The sequence below is a fragment of the Rhizobium sp. CB2179 genome (assembly GCF_057653455.1).
Window position 1 is genome coordinate 3,850,097 of the sequence record NZ_CM172781.1, and the last position, 15,946, is coordinate 3,866,042.

The 15,946-nt window shown below is 62.4% G+C and carries 13 protein-coding genes; 6 read left to right on the forward strand and 7 right to left on the reverse strand.

Annotated features, from left to right (window positions below):
• Window positions 1-10: 10 nt before the first annotated feature.
• Window positions 11-1,987, forward strand: a complete 1,977-nt coding sequence (gene glgX, locus AC244Q_RS19060) for a glycogen debranching protein GlgX (RefSeq protein ID WP_128405924.1) — start codon at window positions 11-13, stop codon at window positions 1,985-1,987.
• A gap of 90 nt (window positions 1,988-2,077) precedes the next feature.
• Complete coding sequence (locus tag AC244Q_RS19065; protein ID WP_128405923.1) at window positions 2,078-2,566, forward strand: MaoC family dehydratase; 489 nt, start codon at window positions 2,078-2,080, stop codon at window positions 2,564-2,566.
• 15 nt (window positions 2,567-2,581) lie between these two features.
• Here AC244Q_RS19065 and AC244Q_RS19070 read toward each other — a convergent pair whose 3' ends face one another.
• From AC244Q_RS19070 to AC244Q_RS19095, 6 genes are read right to left on the reverse strand one after another with little or no spacing between them, the layout of a single operon-like run.
• Window positions 2,582-2,980, reverse strand: coding sequence for a VOC family protein (locus AC244Q_RS19070; RefSeq protein WP_128405922.1), 399 nt, complete (start codon window positions 2,978-2,980; stop codon window positions 2,582-2,584).
• 44 nt (window positions 2,981-3,024) lie between these two features.
• Window positions 3,025-3,573: a sarcosine oxidase subunit gamma gene (locus tag AC244Q_RS19075; RefSeq protein ID WP_012758987.1), complete on the reverse strand. Its 549-nt coding sequence runs from the start codon at window positions 3,571-3,573 to the stop codon at window positions 3,025-3,027.
• Window positions 3,566-6,559 (reverse strand): sarcosine oxidase subunit alpha, encoded by a 2,994-nt coding sequence (locus AC244Q_RS19080; protein WP_128405921.1) that lies wholly within the window; start codon window positions 6,557-6,559, stop codon window positions 3,566-3,568. Before AC244Q_RS19080 ends, AC244Q_RS19075 begins: the two co-directional genes overlap by 8 nt.
• Window positions 6,556-6,897: a sarcosine oxidase subunit delta gene (locus AC244Q_RS19085; RefSeq protein WP_128405920.1), complete on the reverse strand. Its 342-nt coding sequence runs from the start codon at window positions 6,895-6,897 to the stop codon at window positions 6,556-6,558. The genes AC244Q_RS19080 and AC244Q_RS19085 overlap by 4 nt, the downstream gene beginning before the upstream one ends.
• A 12-nt stretch (window positions 6,898-6,909) precedes the next feature.
• Complete coding sequence (locus AC244Q_RS19090) at window positions 6,910-7,311, reverse strand: hypothetical protein (protein ID WP_012758990.1); 402 nt, start codon at window positions 7,309-7,311, stop codon at window positions 6,910-6,912.
• On the reverse strand, window positions 7,311-8,564 hold the full coding sequence (locus tag AC244Q_RS19095) for a sarcosine oxidase subunit beta family protein (protein WP_128405919.1): 1,254 nt from the start codon (window positions 8,562-8,564) through the stop codon (window positions 7,311-7,313). The genes AC244Q_RS19090 and AC244Q_RS19095 overlap by 1 nt, the downstream gene beginning before the upstream one ends.
• Window positions 8,565-8,817: 253 nt before the next feature.
• Here AC244Q_RS19095 and AC244Q_RS19100 point away from each other — a divergent pair, with 253 nt between their 5' ends.
• The gene (locus AC244Q_RS19100) at window positions 8,818-9,849 is read left to right on the forward strand and encodes a FecR family protein (protein ID WP_026157477.1); all 1,032 of its coding nucleotides are present in this window, start codon (window positions 8,818-8,820) and stop codon (window positions 9,847-9,849) included.
• Window positions 9,850-9,854: 5 nt separating this feature from the next.
• On the opposite strand, the gene AC244Q_RS19105 is transcribed toward AC244Q_RS19100, so the two are convergent.
• Window positions 9,855-12,026 (reverse strand): CHASE2 domain-containing protein, encoded by a 2,172-nt coding sequence (locus AC244Q_RS19105; RefSeq protein WP_128405918.1) that lies wholly within the window; start codon window positions 12,024-12,026, stop codon window positions 9,855-9,857.
• Window positions 12,027-12,461: 435 nt separating this feature from the next.
• Between AC244Q_RS19105 and rpsU the strand changes: the two genes are divergently transcribed.
• The 3 genes from rpsU to AC244Q_RS19120 all read left to right on the forward strand — a co-directional run bounded on the left by rpsU (window position 12,462) and on the right by AC244Q_RS19120 (window position 15,849).
• Window positions 12,462-12,677 (forward strand): 30S ribosomal protein S21, encoded by a 216-nt coding sequence (gene rpsU / locus AC244Q_RS19110; protein WP_003542939.1) that lies wholly within the window; start codon window positions 12,462-12,464, stop codon window positions 12,675-12,677.
• Window positions 12,678-12,813: 136 nt separating this feature from the next.
• Window positions 12,814-13,683, forward strand: coding sequence for a tetratricopeptide repeat protein (locus tag AC244Q_RS19115; protein ID WP_012758995.1), 870 nt, complete (start codon window positions 12,814-12,816; stop codon window positions 13,681-13,683).
• Window positions 13,684-14,196: 513 nt separating this feature from the next.
• Entirely contained in the window at window positions 14,197-15,849 is a 1,653-nt protein-coding gene (locus AC244Q_RS19120) for a sensor histidine kinase (RefSeq protein ID WP_113546988.1), read from the forward strand.
• The last annotated feature ends 97 nt before the right edge of the window (window positions 15,850-15,946 follow it).

Genomic DNA, 15,946 nt, shown 5'->3' on the forward strand with positions numbered 1-15,946 from the left:
CGGGGGGAACATGCGGGGGAACAGTTCGGCGCAAGCCGGCGCGATCGTCTTCGAGACCGGCGTCGAATTTGCCGTATGGTCGCATCATGCCGCACAGATCGAACTCTGCCTCTTCGAGGATGACGGCAACAGGGAATTCGCGCGCCTGCCGATGGCGCGCGACAGCAACCACATCCATCGACTGTTTGTCGACGGATTGAAGGCGGGCGCGCGCTACGGCTATCGCGCCGACGGTATTTATGCGCCCGATAACGGCCTCTGGTTCGATCCCTCCAAACTGCTGATCGATCCCTACGCCAAGGAGATCGATAGGCCGTTCCGCTACGATCCCCGCCTCGGCATCTATGGCGAGGACAGCCAGGATCTGATGCCGAAGGCGATTGTCACCACCGATACCCGAGCCGCGATCAGCAAGCCGCTCTTCAAACCGGGCGGCTTTATCTATGAGGTGGCGGTACGGCCCTTCACCATTCTCCATCCCGACGTGCCGGAGGCTGAGCGCGGCACGGTCGCAGCGCTTGCCCATCCCTCCGTCGTCGCACATCTGAAGCGGATCGGTGTCGATGCCGTCGAACTGATGCCGATCACCGCCTGGATCGACGAACGCCACCTTCCGCCGCTCGGCCTCACCAACGGCTGGGGCTACAATCCCGTCGCCTTCATGGCGCTCGACCCGCGGCTCGTGCCTGGCGGCATGACCGAGTTGCGCCAGACGGTCGCGGCCCTCCATGCCGAAGGCATCGCCGTCATCCTCGACCTCGTCTTCAACCATACCGGCGAGAGCGACCGTTACGGCGCGACGCTGTCGCTGCGCGGCCTCGACAACCTGCATTATTATCGCCACGCCCAGAATTGCCCGGGCGAACTCGTCAACGACACAGGCACCGGCAACACGCTCGCCTGCGATCATCCTGAGGTTCGCCGCCTCGTCATCGACAGCCTACGCCATTTCGTGCTCAACGCCGGCGTCGACGGTTTTCGCTTCGATCTCGCCCCGGTACTCGGCCGCACCGCGACGGGCTTCGAACGCGACGGAACACTGGCCTCGATCCTCTCCGACGATGTGCTTGCCGACCGGATCATGATCGCCGAACCCTGGGATATCGGCCCGGGCGGTTACCAGCTCGGCAATTTCCCGCCGCCCTTCCTTGAATGGAACGACCGGGTTCGCGATGATCTGCGCTGCTACTGGCGCGGCGACGATTGGAAGACCGGCGCGCTGGCAACCGCACTTGCCGGCTCCTCCGACATCTTCTCCCGCAACGACGGCAACGAGACGCGCAGCGTCAATTTTCTCGCCGCCCATGACGGCTTCACGCTGATCGATCTCGTCTCCTATGCCGCAAAGCACAACGACGCCAACGGCGAACACAATCGCGACGGCCATAACGAGAATCATTCCTGGAACAACGGCGTCGAGGGGGAAACCGTCTATCCGACGATCCGCAAGCGTCGCCGGGACGATGTGATGGCGCTGATCTCAACGCTTTTTGCCACCCGCGGCAACATCATGCTGACGGCGGGCGACGAGGGCGGCCGCAGCCAGCACGGCAACAACAACGCCTATTGCCAGGACAACGAGATCACCTGGCTGGACTGGAAGGCGTTGGACGAGGGTCTCATCGCCCATACCGCCTTCGTTGCAGGGTTACGTCGCCGTTTCACCGTTTTCTCCGAAACGGGCTTCCTGGCGGGAAATGGCGATGTCGAATGGATTTCGCTTTCCGGCGAACCGATGAGCGTTGCCGAATGGGAGACGCCGTCGCTCTCCACCCTCGGCATGCTGTTATCGACCGGTGACCGCTCCTCTCGCGGCAGGCAGACCAGGCTTGGTGTGCTTTTCAATCGCTCGGGGAGCCGCCAATTTTTCACGCTGCCTTCTCAGGGCGAACCGGGCTGGCGCCAGTTGACCCCGGATGGAGCGAAGAAAACCGGTGGCCGTGCAACCGTCGAGCCACGCTCGATTGCCTTTTTCGTAGAAAATTGACCGCCTCCCGTCCCGCACGCAAATCCTTGTCGCAATCGTCACAAATGCACGATAAGGCTTTGCCGCGGCGGCTTATTTCACGAGGAATTCATGGTCACGGAAATTTCACTCTCCGACGTGCGGGGATTGATCGGCATGGAAACGGGCCTTTCGGATTGGGTCACCGTCGACCAGACGATGATCGACGCCTTCGCGTCGGCGACCGACGACCATCAGTTCATCCACGTTGATCCCGCACGCGCGGCGGCCGAAAGCCCCTTCGGCGGCACCATCGCCCATGGCTTCCTGACCCTGTCTCTGCTGTCGACGATGAACTACAACTGCCTGCCGAAAGTGCGCGAGCAGACTCTTGGCATCAATTACGGCTTCGATCGCGTCCGCTTCATGACGCCGGTGAAAAGCGGCGCCCGCGTTCGCGGTCGCTTCCTGCTTTCCGAAGCCCGCTTCCGCGGCGCCGGCATGCTGATGACCACCTATGACGTCACGATCGAGATCGAAAACGAGAAGAAGCCGGCGCTGACGGCAAAATGGATCACCATCATCCAATTCGACCCGAAGGACCGTCCCGAGGACGTCTGAGCAAAACGACTTTTGTTACTCGGCCGAATTGAACACGGCTTCGAGAGCGTGTCCGTCGGGATCCATGACGAACGCCGCGTAATAGTGCTCACCGTAATGGGACCGCAGGCCGGGTCGGCCATTGTCGCTTCCGCCTTGCGCGATTGCCGCCGCATAGAACTGATCGACTGCCTGGCGGTTCGGCGCGGCAAACGCCAGATGAAAACCCGGGCCGGGCGCACGCTGGCCGTCCGGGCGATGCTTGATCGCCAGCTTGTCCCCGCCGCCGGGAAGGCCGTAGCCGATTGCCTCCCCTGTTTGCCCTGGCCTGATATCGTCCCAGACCCTGATATAGCCGAGCGCGGCAAGGGCGGCATCGTAAAATGCCGCCGACCGCTCGATATCGGAAACACCGAGGGAGACATGGTGCAGCATTCGCTTACCCCTTGAATGAGCGCACGCCCGCGATTTGCTGAGACTCAGTGCCCAGCGTCTTCAGCCGCCTCGTTCAGCAGCCCGAAGACATAATCCGAAAACGACCGCCAGCACTCCACCCGGAACGTGTCTTCTTCCGTACGGAAAAGCACGATTTCCGCCTTGCCGAAGACCGTGCGCGATGCGGCGCCGACCGGAAAGGAAGAAAGCGACAGATCCTGTGGGCAGCCGCCCGAAAGCGTCGCCTCGGCACCCGGTCCCGAAACGATGATCGCGACATTGCGGTGGGAAACGTCGGTCGCCGAATGCAGCGTACCGGCGGCGGAAAGTGCAGCCATCAGACCGGCGCCGGCCTCATCGATCACCAGCCACTCGTCCGGGCCAATCCAGAGCGCCGATCGGGCGCCGGCCCGGCCGGATGTCTTCGGAGCATCCGGCAGCGTCAGGCCGAGAGCAGAAGAAAGTGCCGAGAGCGATTCCGCCGGCGCGCGTAGCGCCACCCGGCTGGCCGTGGGTGCGGTCGTCAACCGCACCGCTGCGGAGCCGCCGAGACGTCCGGCCAGCGCCGGTTTGCGAATTGCGACATCAGCCATGGATGCGCCCCCCTTCCTTGTCAAAGAATACCAGATCCGTCACTTCGACGGCGATCGTCCGGTCCGGCATCGGCACATAGAGCGTTTCGCCCATCCGCGCCCGGCCGCCGGCGACGAGCGCGAAGGCAATCGACCTGCCGCAATTGTCCGACCAATAGGCTGATGTGACGTGGCCGAGCATGGTCATCGGCTTCGGCTCGTTCGGGCTCGCGACGATCTGCGCGCCTTCTTCGAGCACCAGCTTCGGGTCCTTGGTGACGAGGCCGACGAGCTGTTTGCGCCCGTCCTTGACGAGATCCGGCCGCTTCAACCCGCGGATGCCGACGAAATCCGTCTTTTTCTTCGAAACCGCCCAGGAAAGTCCGGCGTCATCGGGGGTCACCGTCCCATCGGTATCCTGCCCGACGATGATGTAACCCTTCTCGGCGCGAAGAACGTGCATCGTCTCCGTGCCGTAGACGCAGGCGCCGAGCGGCTCAGCATTGGCCCAGACCGCTTCGAGAACCGACTGGCCGTAATCGGCCGGCACATTGATTTCGAAGCCGGTTTCACCGGTGAAAGAGACGCGGAAGAGCCGCGCCGGCACGCCGCAAACCGTGCACTCGGCAACGCTCATATGCGGGAAGGCCTCGTTCGAAAGATCGAGCCTTTCGACCAGCGGCGCGACGATCTCGCGCGCCTTCGGTCCCTGCACGGCGATGACAGCCCATTGTTCGGTCACCGAAGTCAGCCATACCTTCAGATGCGGGAATTCCGTCTGCAGGTAATCTTCCATGTGATGGAGAACACGCGGCGCGCCGCCGGTGGTCGTCGTCACATGGAAACGGTCGTCCGCCAGGCGTCCGACAACGCCGTCGTCATAAACGAAACCGTCCTCGCGGGTCATGATACCGTAGCGGGCCTTGCCGGGCTTCAGCGTGTCCCAGGCATTGGTGTAGATGAGGTTGAGAAATTCCGCCGCATCCGGCCCCACCACCTCGATCTTGCCGAGCGTCGAGGCGTCGAAGATACCGGCCGCCTCGCGTGCCGTCCGGCATTCGCGAGCCACCGCCTGATGCATGGTCTCGCCGGCCTGCGGATAGAACCAGGCACGCTTCCAGTTGCCGACATCCTCGAAGACCGCGCCATGGGCTTCTTCCCAGGCATGCAGCGGCGTCTTGCGCGTCGGATCGAACAGCTCTCCGCGCGAATGACCGATCAGCGTACCGTAGGTAACCGGCGTATAGGGCGCACGGAAGGTGGTGAGGCCGACCTGCGGGATTTCCTTGCCGAGCATTTCAGCGGCAATCGCCAGGCCATGCATGTTGGAGAGCTTGCCCTGGTCCGAGGCCATGCCGTTGGTCGTGAAGCGCTTGATATGCTCGATCGAATGCATGCCCTCGCGCACGGCAAGGCGGATATCCTTGGCGCAGACGTCATGCTGGAAATCGATAAAGGCCTTGGCGTTGGTCTTCGGCCCGGCGCCTTCGGCAGCACCAATCATGCCGCCCGTCCAGTCATAGGCCTGTTCGGCCGAAATTGCGATCTTCTCGCCACTGCTTCTGCCGGTGGCCTGCGCCATCAGTTCGCCGGCGGCAAGCGACTCCTCGATCGTCCGCTGCAGGTCGTCGGTGCCGTTGCACGCGCCGACCGAGAGGCAGTCCTGCGCATAGGAGCCGGGCAGGAAACGCTGGCTTTCGGCATCGAAGGCCACTTTGCCGCGCGACTGCGAGAACAGATGGACGGACGCCGTCCAGCCGGCCGAAACCAGCAGCGCATCGACCGCGATCTTGCGCGGCGAACCGCCGCCGTTGCGCGCCACCGTCATCGACGAGATGCGCAGCCGTCCCGAGGTGTTGACGACCGATTGGCCGGCCAGAACATCGATGCCGAGCGTACGCGCCTCCTCCAGCACCGCCGCTCCCGGCGTCTGCCTGCAATCGACGATGGCGGCGATCGAAACACCGGATCGTTTCAGGTCGAAAGCCGCCTCATAGGCCGAGTCGTGCGCCGTGTAGATGCCGACTTTGGCCCCGACCGCAACGCCGTAATGATTGAGATACATCCGCCCCGCCGAGGCGAGCATGATGCCCGGCCGGTCGTTGTTCGGAAACACCATGTGCCGCTCGATCGCGCCGGTGGCAAGGATCACCCGCTTGGCCCGGACCTGCCAAAGCCGCTCGCGCGGCAGATCGCGGGAAGGCTTGGCAATATGATCGGTGACGCGCTCGGCAAGACCGACGAAATTGTGGTTGTAGTAGCCGAAGGCGGTCGTGCGGGTGAGCACTTCGACATTATCCATCGCCTTCAGCCGCGCCACGGCCTTCTGTGCCCAGCTATTGCCGTCCTGTCCGTCGATCCTCACGCCGGCATCGTAGCGCAATGCCCCGCCCGCTTCCGCCTGCTCGTCGCAAAGGATCACGCGGGCGCCGGTCTCGGCCGCAGCCAGCGCCGCCGAAAGCCCGGCAACACCGGCGCCGACCACCAGCACGTCGCAATGGGCATAGCGGCTGGCATAATGGTCCGGATCCTCCTCCGTCGGTGCGACGCCGAGGCCGGCGGCACGACGGATGAGCGGTTCGTAGACGTGTTTCCAGGCGGCGCGCGGCCACATGAAGGTCTTGTAGTAGAAACCAGCGGCAAAGAACGGCGACATCAGGTTGTTGACCGCACCGACGTCGAAGGCAAGCGAGGGCCAGCGGTTTTGCGAGCTGACGATCATGCCGTCGAAGACTTCCTGCACGGTGGCGCGCACGTTCGGCTGCTTGCGTGCTGTATCGCGGGAAACGTCGATCAGCGCGTTCGGCTCTTCGGCCCCTGCCGACAGAATACCGCGGGCCCGGTGATATTTGAACGAACGGCCGATGAGATGCACGCCGTTGGCGATCAGCGCCGAGGCGACGGTATCACCTTCGAGCGCCGTATAACTCTTGCCGTCGAAGCTGAAGCGCGCGGTCCTGGCCGGTGTCAGGCGCCCCTTGCCGGCGATACGGTTCACGCCGCTCATTGCGCCTCTCCTTCCACGGCTTCATATGTCTCGACGGGCCCATGCTGCTTGGCCGCCGCACCGATCTCAGGCTTTGGTTCCCCCGCCTTGTAGGTCATGATGAACTTGTCGGTCACCGTATCGCGTGCCGCGTTGAAGAAGCGCCCACAGCCGTGAATATGCCGCCAGCGCTCGAAGATCAGCCCCTTCGGATTGTCGCGGATAAAGAAATAAGACTCGAATTCCTCGTCCGAAATCGAGGCGATATCGGCGGGCCGCGCGATATGCGCGTCACCTGCGCCACGGAATTCGAGCTCGGAGCGCTCTTCCTGACAGTAGGGGCAATAGATCAGCAGCATGTGTTACCCGTCTTAGAGTTCCGACCCGGAAACATTGGTTCCCGGAGGTTGATTGCAGAGACGCTTTCCCATCGTCACATAGGGAATGAGGCGCTTGAGAAGCTGTTCGAAATTGTCATAGGGCTCCAGCACATCGGTCATGCCGATATTCGCAAAAGCCATCTTGGCGATATCGTTGTCGATCACGAAGGCACGTCCCGGCGTTCCGCCGACCTCAGGCACGAAATAAACGGCTGGTTGGCGCAGGATCATCGCGCAAAGCAGCGTGCCGCTCTCGGCAACGAAGGGCCATTCGCTTTCGCCGGCAACCCTGTGGATCTTCTGCAGGCGGAAATCTCCGACGCCGGGAAAGACGTCACCGGCCGGCATTGCCGCGCCACTGATCCCGATCGTCAGGAGAGCCGCCGTCCACATCAGTGTGCCACCGCCGCCGCCGCCGCCTCGTCGATCAGCCGGCCACTGCGGAAACGATCCAGCGTCAGCCCGGCATTGAATTTGTGCGGCTCGTCGCGGGCAATCAGATGCGCGAAGAGATTGGCCGAGCCCGGCGTCGCCTTGAAGCCGCCGGTGCCCCAGCCGCAATTGACGTAAAGCCCGGGAACCGGCGTCTTCGACTGGATCGCCGAACGATCCGGCGTATTGTCGACGATGCCGCCCCATTGCCGCATCATCTTGACGCGCCGGAACATCGGGAAGAGCTCGCAGATAGCGTCGAGCGTGTGCGTGATGATCTGCAGCCCGCCGGTCTGGGAATAGGAATTATACTGGTCGGTGCCGGCGCCGATGACCAGCTCTCCCTTGTCGGACTGGGAGATATAGGCATGCACCGTGTTCGACATGACGACGCAGGGAAAGATCGGTTTGAGCGGCTCGGAGACCAGCGCCTGCAGAGGGCTCGATTGCAGCGGCACGCGCACATTGGCCATCTGCATGATTGTTGTCGTGTGGCCGGCCGCCGACACGGCGATCTTTCTGGCACCGATGAAGCCGCGCGAGGTCTCGACCCCGGTCACCCGTCCGTCCGGACCGCGCCGGATACCGGTCACTTCACAATTCTGGATGATGTGCACCCCGCGGTCTGAGGCCGCCCGCGCATAACCCCAGGCGACCGCGTCGTGCCTGGCCGTGCCGCCGCGCCGCTGCAGTGCTGCCCCGTTGATCGGGTAGCGCGCGCTGGCCGAGATATCGAGCGGCGGACAATAGGCCTTCGCCTGCTCCGGCGTCAGCCATTCATTGTCGATGCCGTAGAGCCGGTTGGCATGGATATGCCGCTTGAAGGACTGCTGGTCGTGAATATTGTGCGAAAGCATCATCACGCCGCGCGGCGAATACATCACATTGTAGTTGAGCTCCTGGGAAAGCCCTTCCCAGAGCTTCATCGAATGCTCGTAAATGTGCATGCTCTCTTCGTAGAGATAGTTCGAGCGGATGATGGTGGTGTTGCGCCCGGTATTGCCGCCGCCGAGCCAGCCCTTCTCGATCACCGCCACATTGGTGATGCCGTGCTCCTTGGCGAGATAGTAGGCAGCGCCCAGCCCGTGGCCGCCGCCGCCAATGATGACGACGTCGTATTCGGCGCGCGGCTCAGGCGAAGTCCACTGCTTCTCCCAGCCCTTGTGGCCGCGAAGGGCCTCCCGTGCCACGGCAAAAACCGAATATTTCCGCATCCGCCTTCTTCTCCTTCGGGAAAGGGCTTGTTCTCCGCGCTCATACAAATCGCAAATCCAAATGCGGCACAACGGTTCTTTTGCGACGCGCGAGAGCTTTGCTTTCGACACGCTGACGAGAATGCCGTTCCAGGCGGATGACGCAAGCGTCTGCATTTCCGCTGAGCCGCCGGACCGCCCCTAACCCAAGAGGGTGAGAAGACAAGCAATTGCTAAAATGTTAACAATCGCACGTTCCCGGGGTACGTGTATCATGTGGGGTTGGCGCTCAGTATCAATCGCGATGCTTTGCATCGCGTTAAGCGGCGCATGGCCGGCGCTCGCCGCCGAGCCGGTTGGCCAGGCCGTCGTCATCAAGACGCAGGTGACGGGACAGAGCGGGCCGATCGAGGTCGACACCAGCGTCCATCGCAACGAGCGCATCAAGACATCACCGTCGGGGCTTGGCCAATTCGTGTTTCGTGACGGCACGAAGCTCGCGGTGGGCTGGGGTTCGTCGGTCGTGATCGACAAATATGTCTTCGATGATTCCCAATCGGTCAAGAAACTGACGATCAGGGCAGCAAAGGGCACATTCCGCTGGGTCAGCGGCAATTCCAACTCCTCGGCCTACCAGATCCTGACGCCGGCCGGCACGATCGGCGTGCGCGGCACCGCTTTCGATTTCTACGTCGGCCCGGATGGCACGACCGCCGTCGTGCTGTTGAATGGCGCTGCCCGTTTCTGCGGCCCGGGCGGCTGCCGGCAATTGCAGCAGCGCTGCGATTGTGTGGTGGCCAAGCCGAACGGCGATATGTCGGCGGCACGCCGGGTCGATCCCAGCATCCTCGCGACACTCGGAAATCAGCACGCCCTGCCCTTCCTCTCCGGCAATCAGCGGCTTGCAGGCGGCATCGGCATGCTCGGCGGCTGCAATATGGCGTCAGCCGCGCCGGAAAGAAGGGACAGGAACCGGCCCCCGCCTCCGGCTTCGCCCGATCCACAGAAACAAGATCCGCCGCCGAAACAGGCCGAGCCGCAAAAGGAACGGCCACACAAGCCCGATAAGCCGCATCACGACAAACCGCACCATGATAGGCCACATCACGACAGGCCGGATAGGCCCGACAAGCATGATGGAAACGACAGGCCGGGAAATCACAGCCAGAATCACGGGAATGACCGGGATCATCGAGGACACGACCGCGACCATGGCGGAGATCGTGATCACGATAAGGATCGTGATCGAGATCACGGCAGGGATCGCAACCACGACAAGGGCCGGAGTTTCAATCGGAACCGCTGACGCCTTCAGTCGGCCGCGCTCTTCTCGAGGCGATCAGCCACCTCGCGAAAATGATCGGTCCTGCCGGAGATCCGCTGATAGAATTCCGCCAAACCGCCGATCACCTGCGCCGCCCGGAGCTTTGCCGTGCCGATAAGCTTGCGGGTGTTCTTTGAATGCGAAAGCAGGGCCTGCATCAGTTGCTGGTGAACGACAACAAGCGCTGCAAACTCGGCAGATGCTGCAACGCGCTCGTCGCCGACGACGGCGAGGATCTGCGTTCGGCTGCTCTTGCCCTTGAGCGGGATGGCACCGGCCTCGATCAGCGCCATTCCCCGCACCGACCTTGCCGTGCTGTCGGATATCAGAATATCGAAGCCGACCTCTTTGCAGCATGATTCCAGCCGCGCCGCGACGTTGACGGCATCACCAACCGCCGAATAGTTGAAGCGCGTCTTGGCGCCCATATTGCCGACGCAGGCAAGGCCGGTATGGATGCCGATGCCGATCCCGACCTCTTGTCCTGGCCCGAAGCCGAAGGCGTCGCCGGCGTTCAATTCGGCCAGCGTTTCGCGCATGGCAAGTGCTGCGCGAACGGCCTTGGTTTCATGATCGGCCACATCGACAGGCGCATTCCAGAACGCCATGATCGAATCGCCGATGAACTTGTCGAGCGTGCCTTCATGGGCCACCACATGGCGGCTCAGCGCATCGAGCAACGTGTTCAGGAACGCGACGACATCTGTCGGCGCCAGCCGCTCGCTGATCTCCGTAAAGCTCCTGACGTCGACGAACATTACCGTCAGTTCGCGATCGTCGCCGCCGAGGCGCAAAGCATCGGGGGTATGCTCGATGCGGTGGAGCAGCGATGGAGAAAGATAATGCCCGAAGGCGCGCCGCACCGCGCGCCGCTCCCTGTCGATCACCAGGATCCGGAACGAGGTCGCGGCAAAATGAATGATCGATCCGCTGACGATCGGAGCCAGCGGATCGAAGAGAAGTCCTGCATAAAGAAACGACAGCCAGGACGCCACCAGCGCCATGGCCGTGATCAGCAGGCCACAGATTAGAGCGACGGCGGGGCTGACGAAGGTCGTCACCACGACGAGCAGGCATCCGACCACCGCGATCGTCAGGATTTCCAGCCCGTCGGCCCAGTCGGGCCGCGACAAGAAATGGCCGGAGAGGATCTGCTCGACGGCCTGCGCATGCAGCGAAACGCCGGGAACGTTCTCGCCAAGCGCAGTGACGCGGATGTCCTGCAGGCCGGCTGCCGATGTGCCGACGAAGACGATGCTGCCGTCGATGGCGGCCGCGACCTCGGGAGAGGCCCCTTCGGCCGCGAGCACCTGACGGGCGGATATATAACGTTCCGCTCGGTCGGGGCTGACATAAAGCCAGAGTTCGCCTGCTGCCGTCAGCGGCACGACGAAATCGCCGATCTTTGCCGATGTCATGATGCCGGCGCGATCGGGCGCGCCCGATAGCACATAGGTCGATGCCCCCTGTGCGACGCGCAGGGCCTCGATTGCGAGATTGGGATAGAGCTGTTCGCCGTCTGTCAGGAACAGTGGCACCGCCCGCACCACCGGCGAGGGGTTGCCGGGATTGAGGCTGATATGGCCGAGCCCCGCCGCATTGGCCTCCAATTGCGGTCTGAGCGGCGTCGAGGCACCAAGATAGGGTGGGGCCGAGACGGGGCTTTCGCCGGTGAAGGCGAAGCCCGCCTTGACCGGCGGCCGGTAGTTGCCCTCGTTGGAAAGTCCGAAGCCGAGCACGACGGGTTTTCCGGCAATTGAACGGGCGAATATCTCGTCATTGTCGGGCAGCTTCTCGGCCAAGGACGGATCCACACCGGCAACGTCGCGCACAACATTGCGCGGCGACAGCCGATCCGGCTCGGCGAAGAGAACATCGAAGGCGATGGCCGAGGCACCCATCTCCGAAAGCCGGTCTACGAGCAGAGCCATCCGGTCCCGCGGCCACGGCCACTGGCCGAATTCGCGCAACGACGTCTCGTCGATGTCGATCACGCGGACCGGCATCGGCTCGAAGGTCCTGGGAACCAGCCGCTGATACTCGTCGAACGTCACGCCGCGGATCAGCTTGAAAATCCCAGGATCGCCTGCCCGGAGGAGCGTCAGCATAGCCACGATCGCTAGGCCGATAACGACACCGATTTGCTGCACGCGCGTCATGATCTCACCGGCTGTCCCTCCGACGGCCGACAGAACGGCCCGCACCTGCCGGCAGACAGGCTACGCCGCTTTCGGTCCAAACGCCATTCGCAGATGCATCCCGGGCGCTGTCTTTTCAGCATCCTAAGCTACGAAACCTATGCGCTGGTGAACGAAATCGTCGACGCCGGAGCACGCCGATCGCCCAAGGGTCAGGACGGCTCTCAAGGAGGCAATCGCCGCGCTGGACGAAGCTGCGCCCGAACCGGCCGGATCATGACTGGATTACGCGAAGCATGATTTTTCCGCCCGCCTCCCATCCCCATCTGGACTTCCCCTACCCGATCTGCTATTTCGCGTCACCAATCGCAAGGCTCCGGCCGCGCGAACGTAATTATTTTGCCTCAGGCCGCTGCGCCGCCTCCGGCATCAACCAACCAAAGGAACGTGATTCTCGTGCAGGTACTTGTCCGCGATAACAATGTTGATCAGGCTCTCCGCGCTCTCAAGAAGAAGATGCAGCGCGAAGGCATTTTCCGCGAAATGAAGATGCGCGACTATTACGAGAAGCCGTCGCAGAAGCGTGCTCGCGAAAAGGCCGAGGCTGTTCGTCGCGTTCGCAAGCTGGCCCGCAAGCGCGCCCAGCGCGAAGGTCTGGTCGCAGCACGCTGAGCGTTTCCGTCGTTATTTCGACGTTTTCAGATGCATTGTGGCGGGGGCGATCGGTTCGCCGCCGCCTTTTTTAGTTTGCCGCTGAGAGATCGCATATCCGCGCACCGGATATGCCGTATGGGGAAAGCGAGCCCGAATGGCTGTCAATACCTTTAATCCGTCCCGCGCTCTGCGTTTGCAGAAAACGGCATTCCTGCCCGCTTTGGCGCTGGCGGCAATGTTCGGCCTCGCCGGCTGTGAGACGACCAATACCACGGATGCCGTGATCCGCATCGACAAGGCGCAGGGCTCGGAAGAGAACATCGCGTCGCTGACGGCGGTCATCAACGCCAATCCGAGGGATCCCGAAGGTTACAACGTCCGTGGTTCCGCCTATGGCCGCGCCGGCCAGTTCCGCCCGGCGCTGAACGATTTCAACACGGCATTACAGATCAATCCGCGGTTTTTCCAGGCTTACGCCAACCGCGCTCTCGTTTATCGCAACATGGGCCAGCAGGCCCAGGCGATTTCCGATTACAATGCCGCCCTGCAGATCAATCCGAGCTACGACGTCGCCTATATCGGCCGCGGCAATGTCTATCGCATGGCCGGCCAGGATGATCAGGCTTTCAACGATTTCGACAAGGCGATCCAGCTCGGCACCACCGATGGCCGCGCCTACCACAATCGTGGCCTGATCTATCAGAAGCGCAATCAGCAGGATAAAGCGATCGACGATTTCTCGAAAGCGATCTCGCTCGCCCCGAATTCGGCCGAGCCCTATAATGGCCGCGGCATTTCCTATATCGCGCTGAACGACGACGACAACGCCTTTGCCGATTTCAACCATGCGATCGAGCTTAACGGCAACATCGCCGAATCCTGGGCCAACCAGGCGCTCGTCTACGAACGCCGCGGCGACAAGGCGAAGGCTGCCCGCTCCTATCGCCATGCGATCGGTCTCGATCCGAAGTACCAGCCGGCTCGTGACGGTCTTGCTCGCGTCGGCGTCGCCCCAGCCGGCTAAGGACATCATTGGGCAGCCCGAAGCATCGGGCGGTTCGCAACGGCCTCTTGCCGATCGCGCCCTCGGAGCTGTCGGCCAAAGCATTGATGTTCAAGCGAATCTTCCGGTCGCTCGATGTCATCGAGGTGACAGCGTGCTAACCCGGGCGGAGGAAGCGACGCAGCCGCAAAGCCGGCCGCACCGTCTTGCACCGAGAAGCGAAAAAGCGTCCATCATCGTTGATGGCCTGTCATAGTGTGTTGCAACCTGCTCTCGCTCCCCCTAACATGGACCTGCTTCGATAGCCCGCTATCGGATGTTCGAACACGTGTTGGGGGCGGTTTGCGAGAGATGCGGATCTTTGCTTTCCTGGCCGCAGGCGAAAATCGTTGCGGGCCACGCGCATTACAGCGCCGCGCGTCTTTTCAAACGCACGAAGAACGCTTTAGCACTTTGAATTCGTGCATAATTTGGTCCTTAAATCGATTCCGATTTAAGGAATTATGCATGCGTGCATTCGATATGGCGTAACAGATGAAAATCGTAGCGCTGTTCTTTCCCAAGGCTTCGATCGGCACCTACCTCGTCGCCATGGCGGTGGCGATCGCACTGCCGATCTTCGCCTTCGTGGCGCTGCTTCTGCTGCAGCTGGAGGACAACCAGCGTTCGACGCTGAAGCGCGAGACGGCCCAGGATGCGCTTGCCCTTTCACGCATCATCGACCGCCAGCTTCAGGACATGGCGACGACGCTGCGGCTGCTTTCGAGTTCGCCGGAGCTTGAAAACGGCAATCTCGCCTCCTTCCATGAGCGCACGGAAACGGCCCTCAGAGACAATACGCTTTTCGTCATCGCCGTCGACCGCAGCGGCCAGCAACTGCTGAACACACGTCGGGCATTCGGCACGCCGCTCGGCAAGACGGCGAACATCCCTGCCCTCGAAGCGGTCATGGCTTCCGGTCGCATCGAGGCCTCCGACGTCTTTCGCGGCCGGACCAGCGGCGAATGGGTCTATAACGTCACCCTGCCACGGAAGAATGATCCGGTCGCAGCCCTCATCATCACGCAAAACGCAAAGGATCTGGGCAAGCTCGTGACCACCGAAGGTCTTGCCTCCGGCTGGTCGGCCGCCGTCATCGACGAGAGCGGCCACGTCGTTGCAGCCAGTGGCCCCGCCAATCTTGAACCCGGTACGCCCTTCGATCCGCGCATTCTGCCGGCGCTCACCGTGTCCCGTGGCGTCTTCGAAGACGAGACTATCCTGCCGCACATGCTCCTCGGTTATGCCCAGATTCCCGGTTGGTCGTGGAAGACGGTGATCTGGGGACCGATTGCCCAGGCTTCGATCCTCAGCACCTGGCGTTTCCTCATCATCGGCGGCGTTGCACTGGTGCTCGTCGCCGTGCTGGCCGCCTATGCCGTCGCAAGACAGGTGCGCACCACCATCCGCGATATCGCCGATATGGCAAACCGCATGGGCGAAGGGCATATCGTCTCACCGGTCGAGACCAGCGTCATCGAGGCGAACCAGGTAGCGATTGCCCTCTCGAATGCCTCTTTCGACCGTAGCCAGACCGAGGACCGGCTGCGTTTCGTCATGCACGAACTCGTCCACCGCACCAAGAATCTTCTGACGCTTGCCCAGGCAATGATGCGCCAGCTGGCCAAGCAGTCGGACAGCGTCGAGACCTTCCGCGCCGCCGTCGCCGACCGTCTTGAGGGGTTGGTGCGCTCGATCGAGCTCCTGACCAGCGAGCAATGGGGAGGTGTATCGCTACGGCGGGTCGTCGACATCCATTTGCACGCATTCCCGCAATCGCGCGAGCAGATCGACATCAGCGGCGAAAACTTCGTGCTGAAGCCGGATGCAGTGCAGAATCTCGGCCTCGCCTTGCATGAACTCGCCACCAATTCGGTGAAATACGGGGCGCTCTCCGTACCTCAAGGCCGTGTCCGCTTCGAGTGGCGCGACGTCAGGGAGGAAGACAAGCCGGATGCCCTGCTCCGCTTCACCTGGGAGGAACGCGGCGGCCCGCCTGTCACCCAGCCATCACGCTCGGGCTTCGGCACGACCGTTATCAAGGCTCATGCCGCCTCCGCCTTCCGCGGCACGGTCGAGATCGATTTCCGGCCCGAAGGCCTGTTATGGGTGCTGACGGCGCAACGCGCCACGCTGGAGCGGGAATAGAGCGCCGCGCGTCTCTTATGACGCGCTAAGGACGCTCTATCACTTTGAAACAGCGCCCGGAACAATCGCTATCTCCACCCGTTTCGGACAGGTCGTT

Coding starts and splice junctions, on each gene's coding strand:
- glgX (WP_128405924.1), top strand. CDS start 11: ATGCGGGGGAACAGTTCGGCGCAAGCCGGCGCGATCGTCTTCGAGACC.
- AC244Q_RS19065 (WP_128405923.1), top strand. CDS start 2,078: ATGGTCACGGAAATTTCACTCTCCGACGTGCGGGGATTGATCGGCATG.
- AC244Q_RS19070 (WP_128405922.1), bottom strand. CDS start 2,980: ATGCTGCACCATGTCTCCCTCGGTGTTTCCGATATCGAGCGGTCGGCG.
- AC244Q_RS19075 (WP_012758987.1), bottom strand. CDS start 3,573: ATGGCTGATGTCGCAATTCGCAAACCGGCGCTGGCCGGACGTCTCGGC.
- AC244Q_RS19080 (WP_128405921.1), bottom strand. CDS start 6,559: ATGAGCGGCGTGAACCGTATCGCCGGCAAGGGGCGCCTGACACCGGCC.
- AC244Q_RS19085 (WP_128405920.1), bottom strand. CDS start 6,897: ATGCTGCTGATCTATTGCCCCTACTGTCAGGAAGAGCGCTCCGAGCTC.
- AC244Q_RS19090 (WP_012758990.1), bottom strand. CDS start 7,311: ATGTGGACGGCGGCTCTCCTGACGATCGGGATCAGTGGCGCGGCAATG.
- AC244Q_RS19095 (WP_128405919.1), bottom strand. CDS start 8,564: ATGCGGAAATATTCGGTTTTTGCCGTGGCACGGGAGGCCCTTCGCGGC.
- AC244Q_RS19100 (WP_026157477.1), top strand. CDS start 8,818: ATGTGGGGTTGGCGCTCAGTATCAATCGCGATGCTTTGCATCGCGTTA.
- AC244Q_RS19105 (WP_128405918.1), bottom strand. CDS start 12,026: ATGACGCGCGTGCAGCAAATCGGTGTCGTTATCGGCCTAGCGATCGTG.
- AC244Q_RS19115 (WP_012758995.1), top strand. CDS start 12,814: ATGGCTGTCAATACCTTTAATCCGTCCCGCGCTCTGCGTTTGCAGAAA.
- AC244Q_RS19120 (WP_113546988.1), top strand. CDS start 14,197: ATGAAAATCGTAGCGCTGTTCTTTCCCAAGGCTTCGATCGGCACCTAC.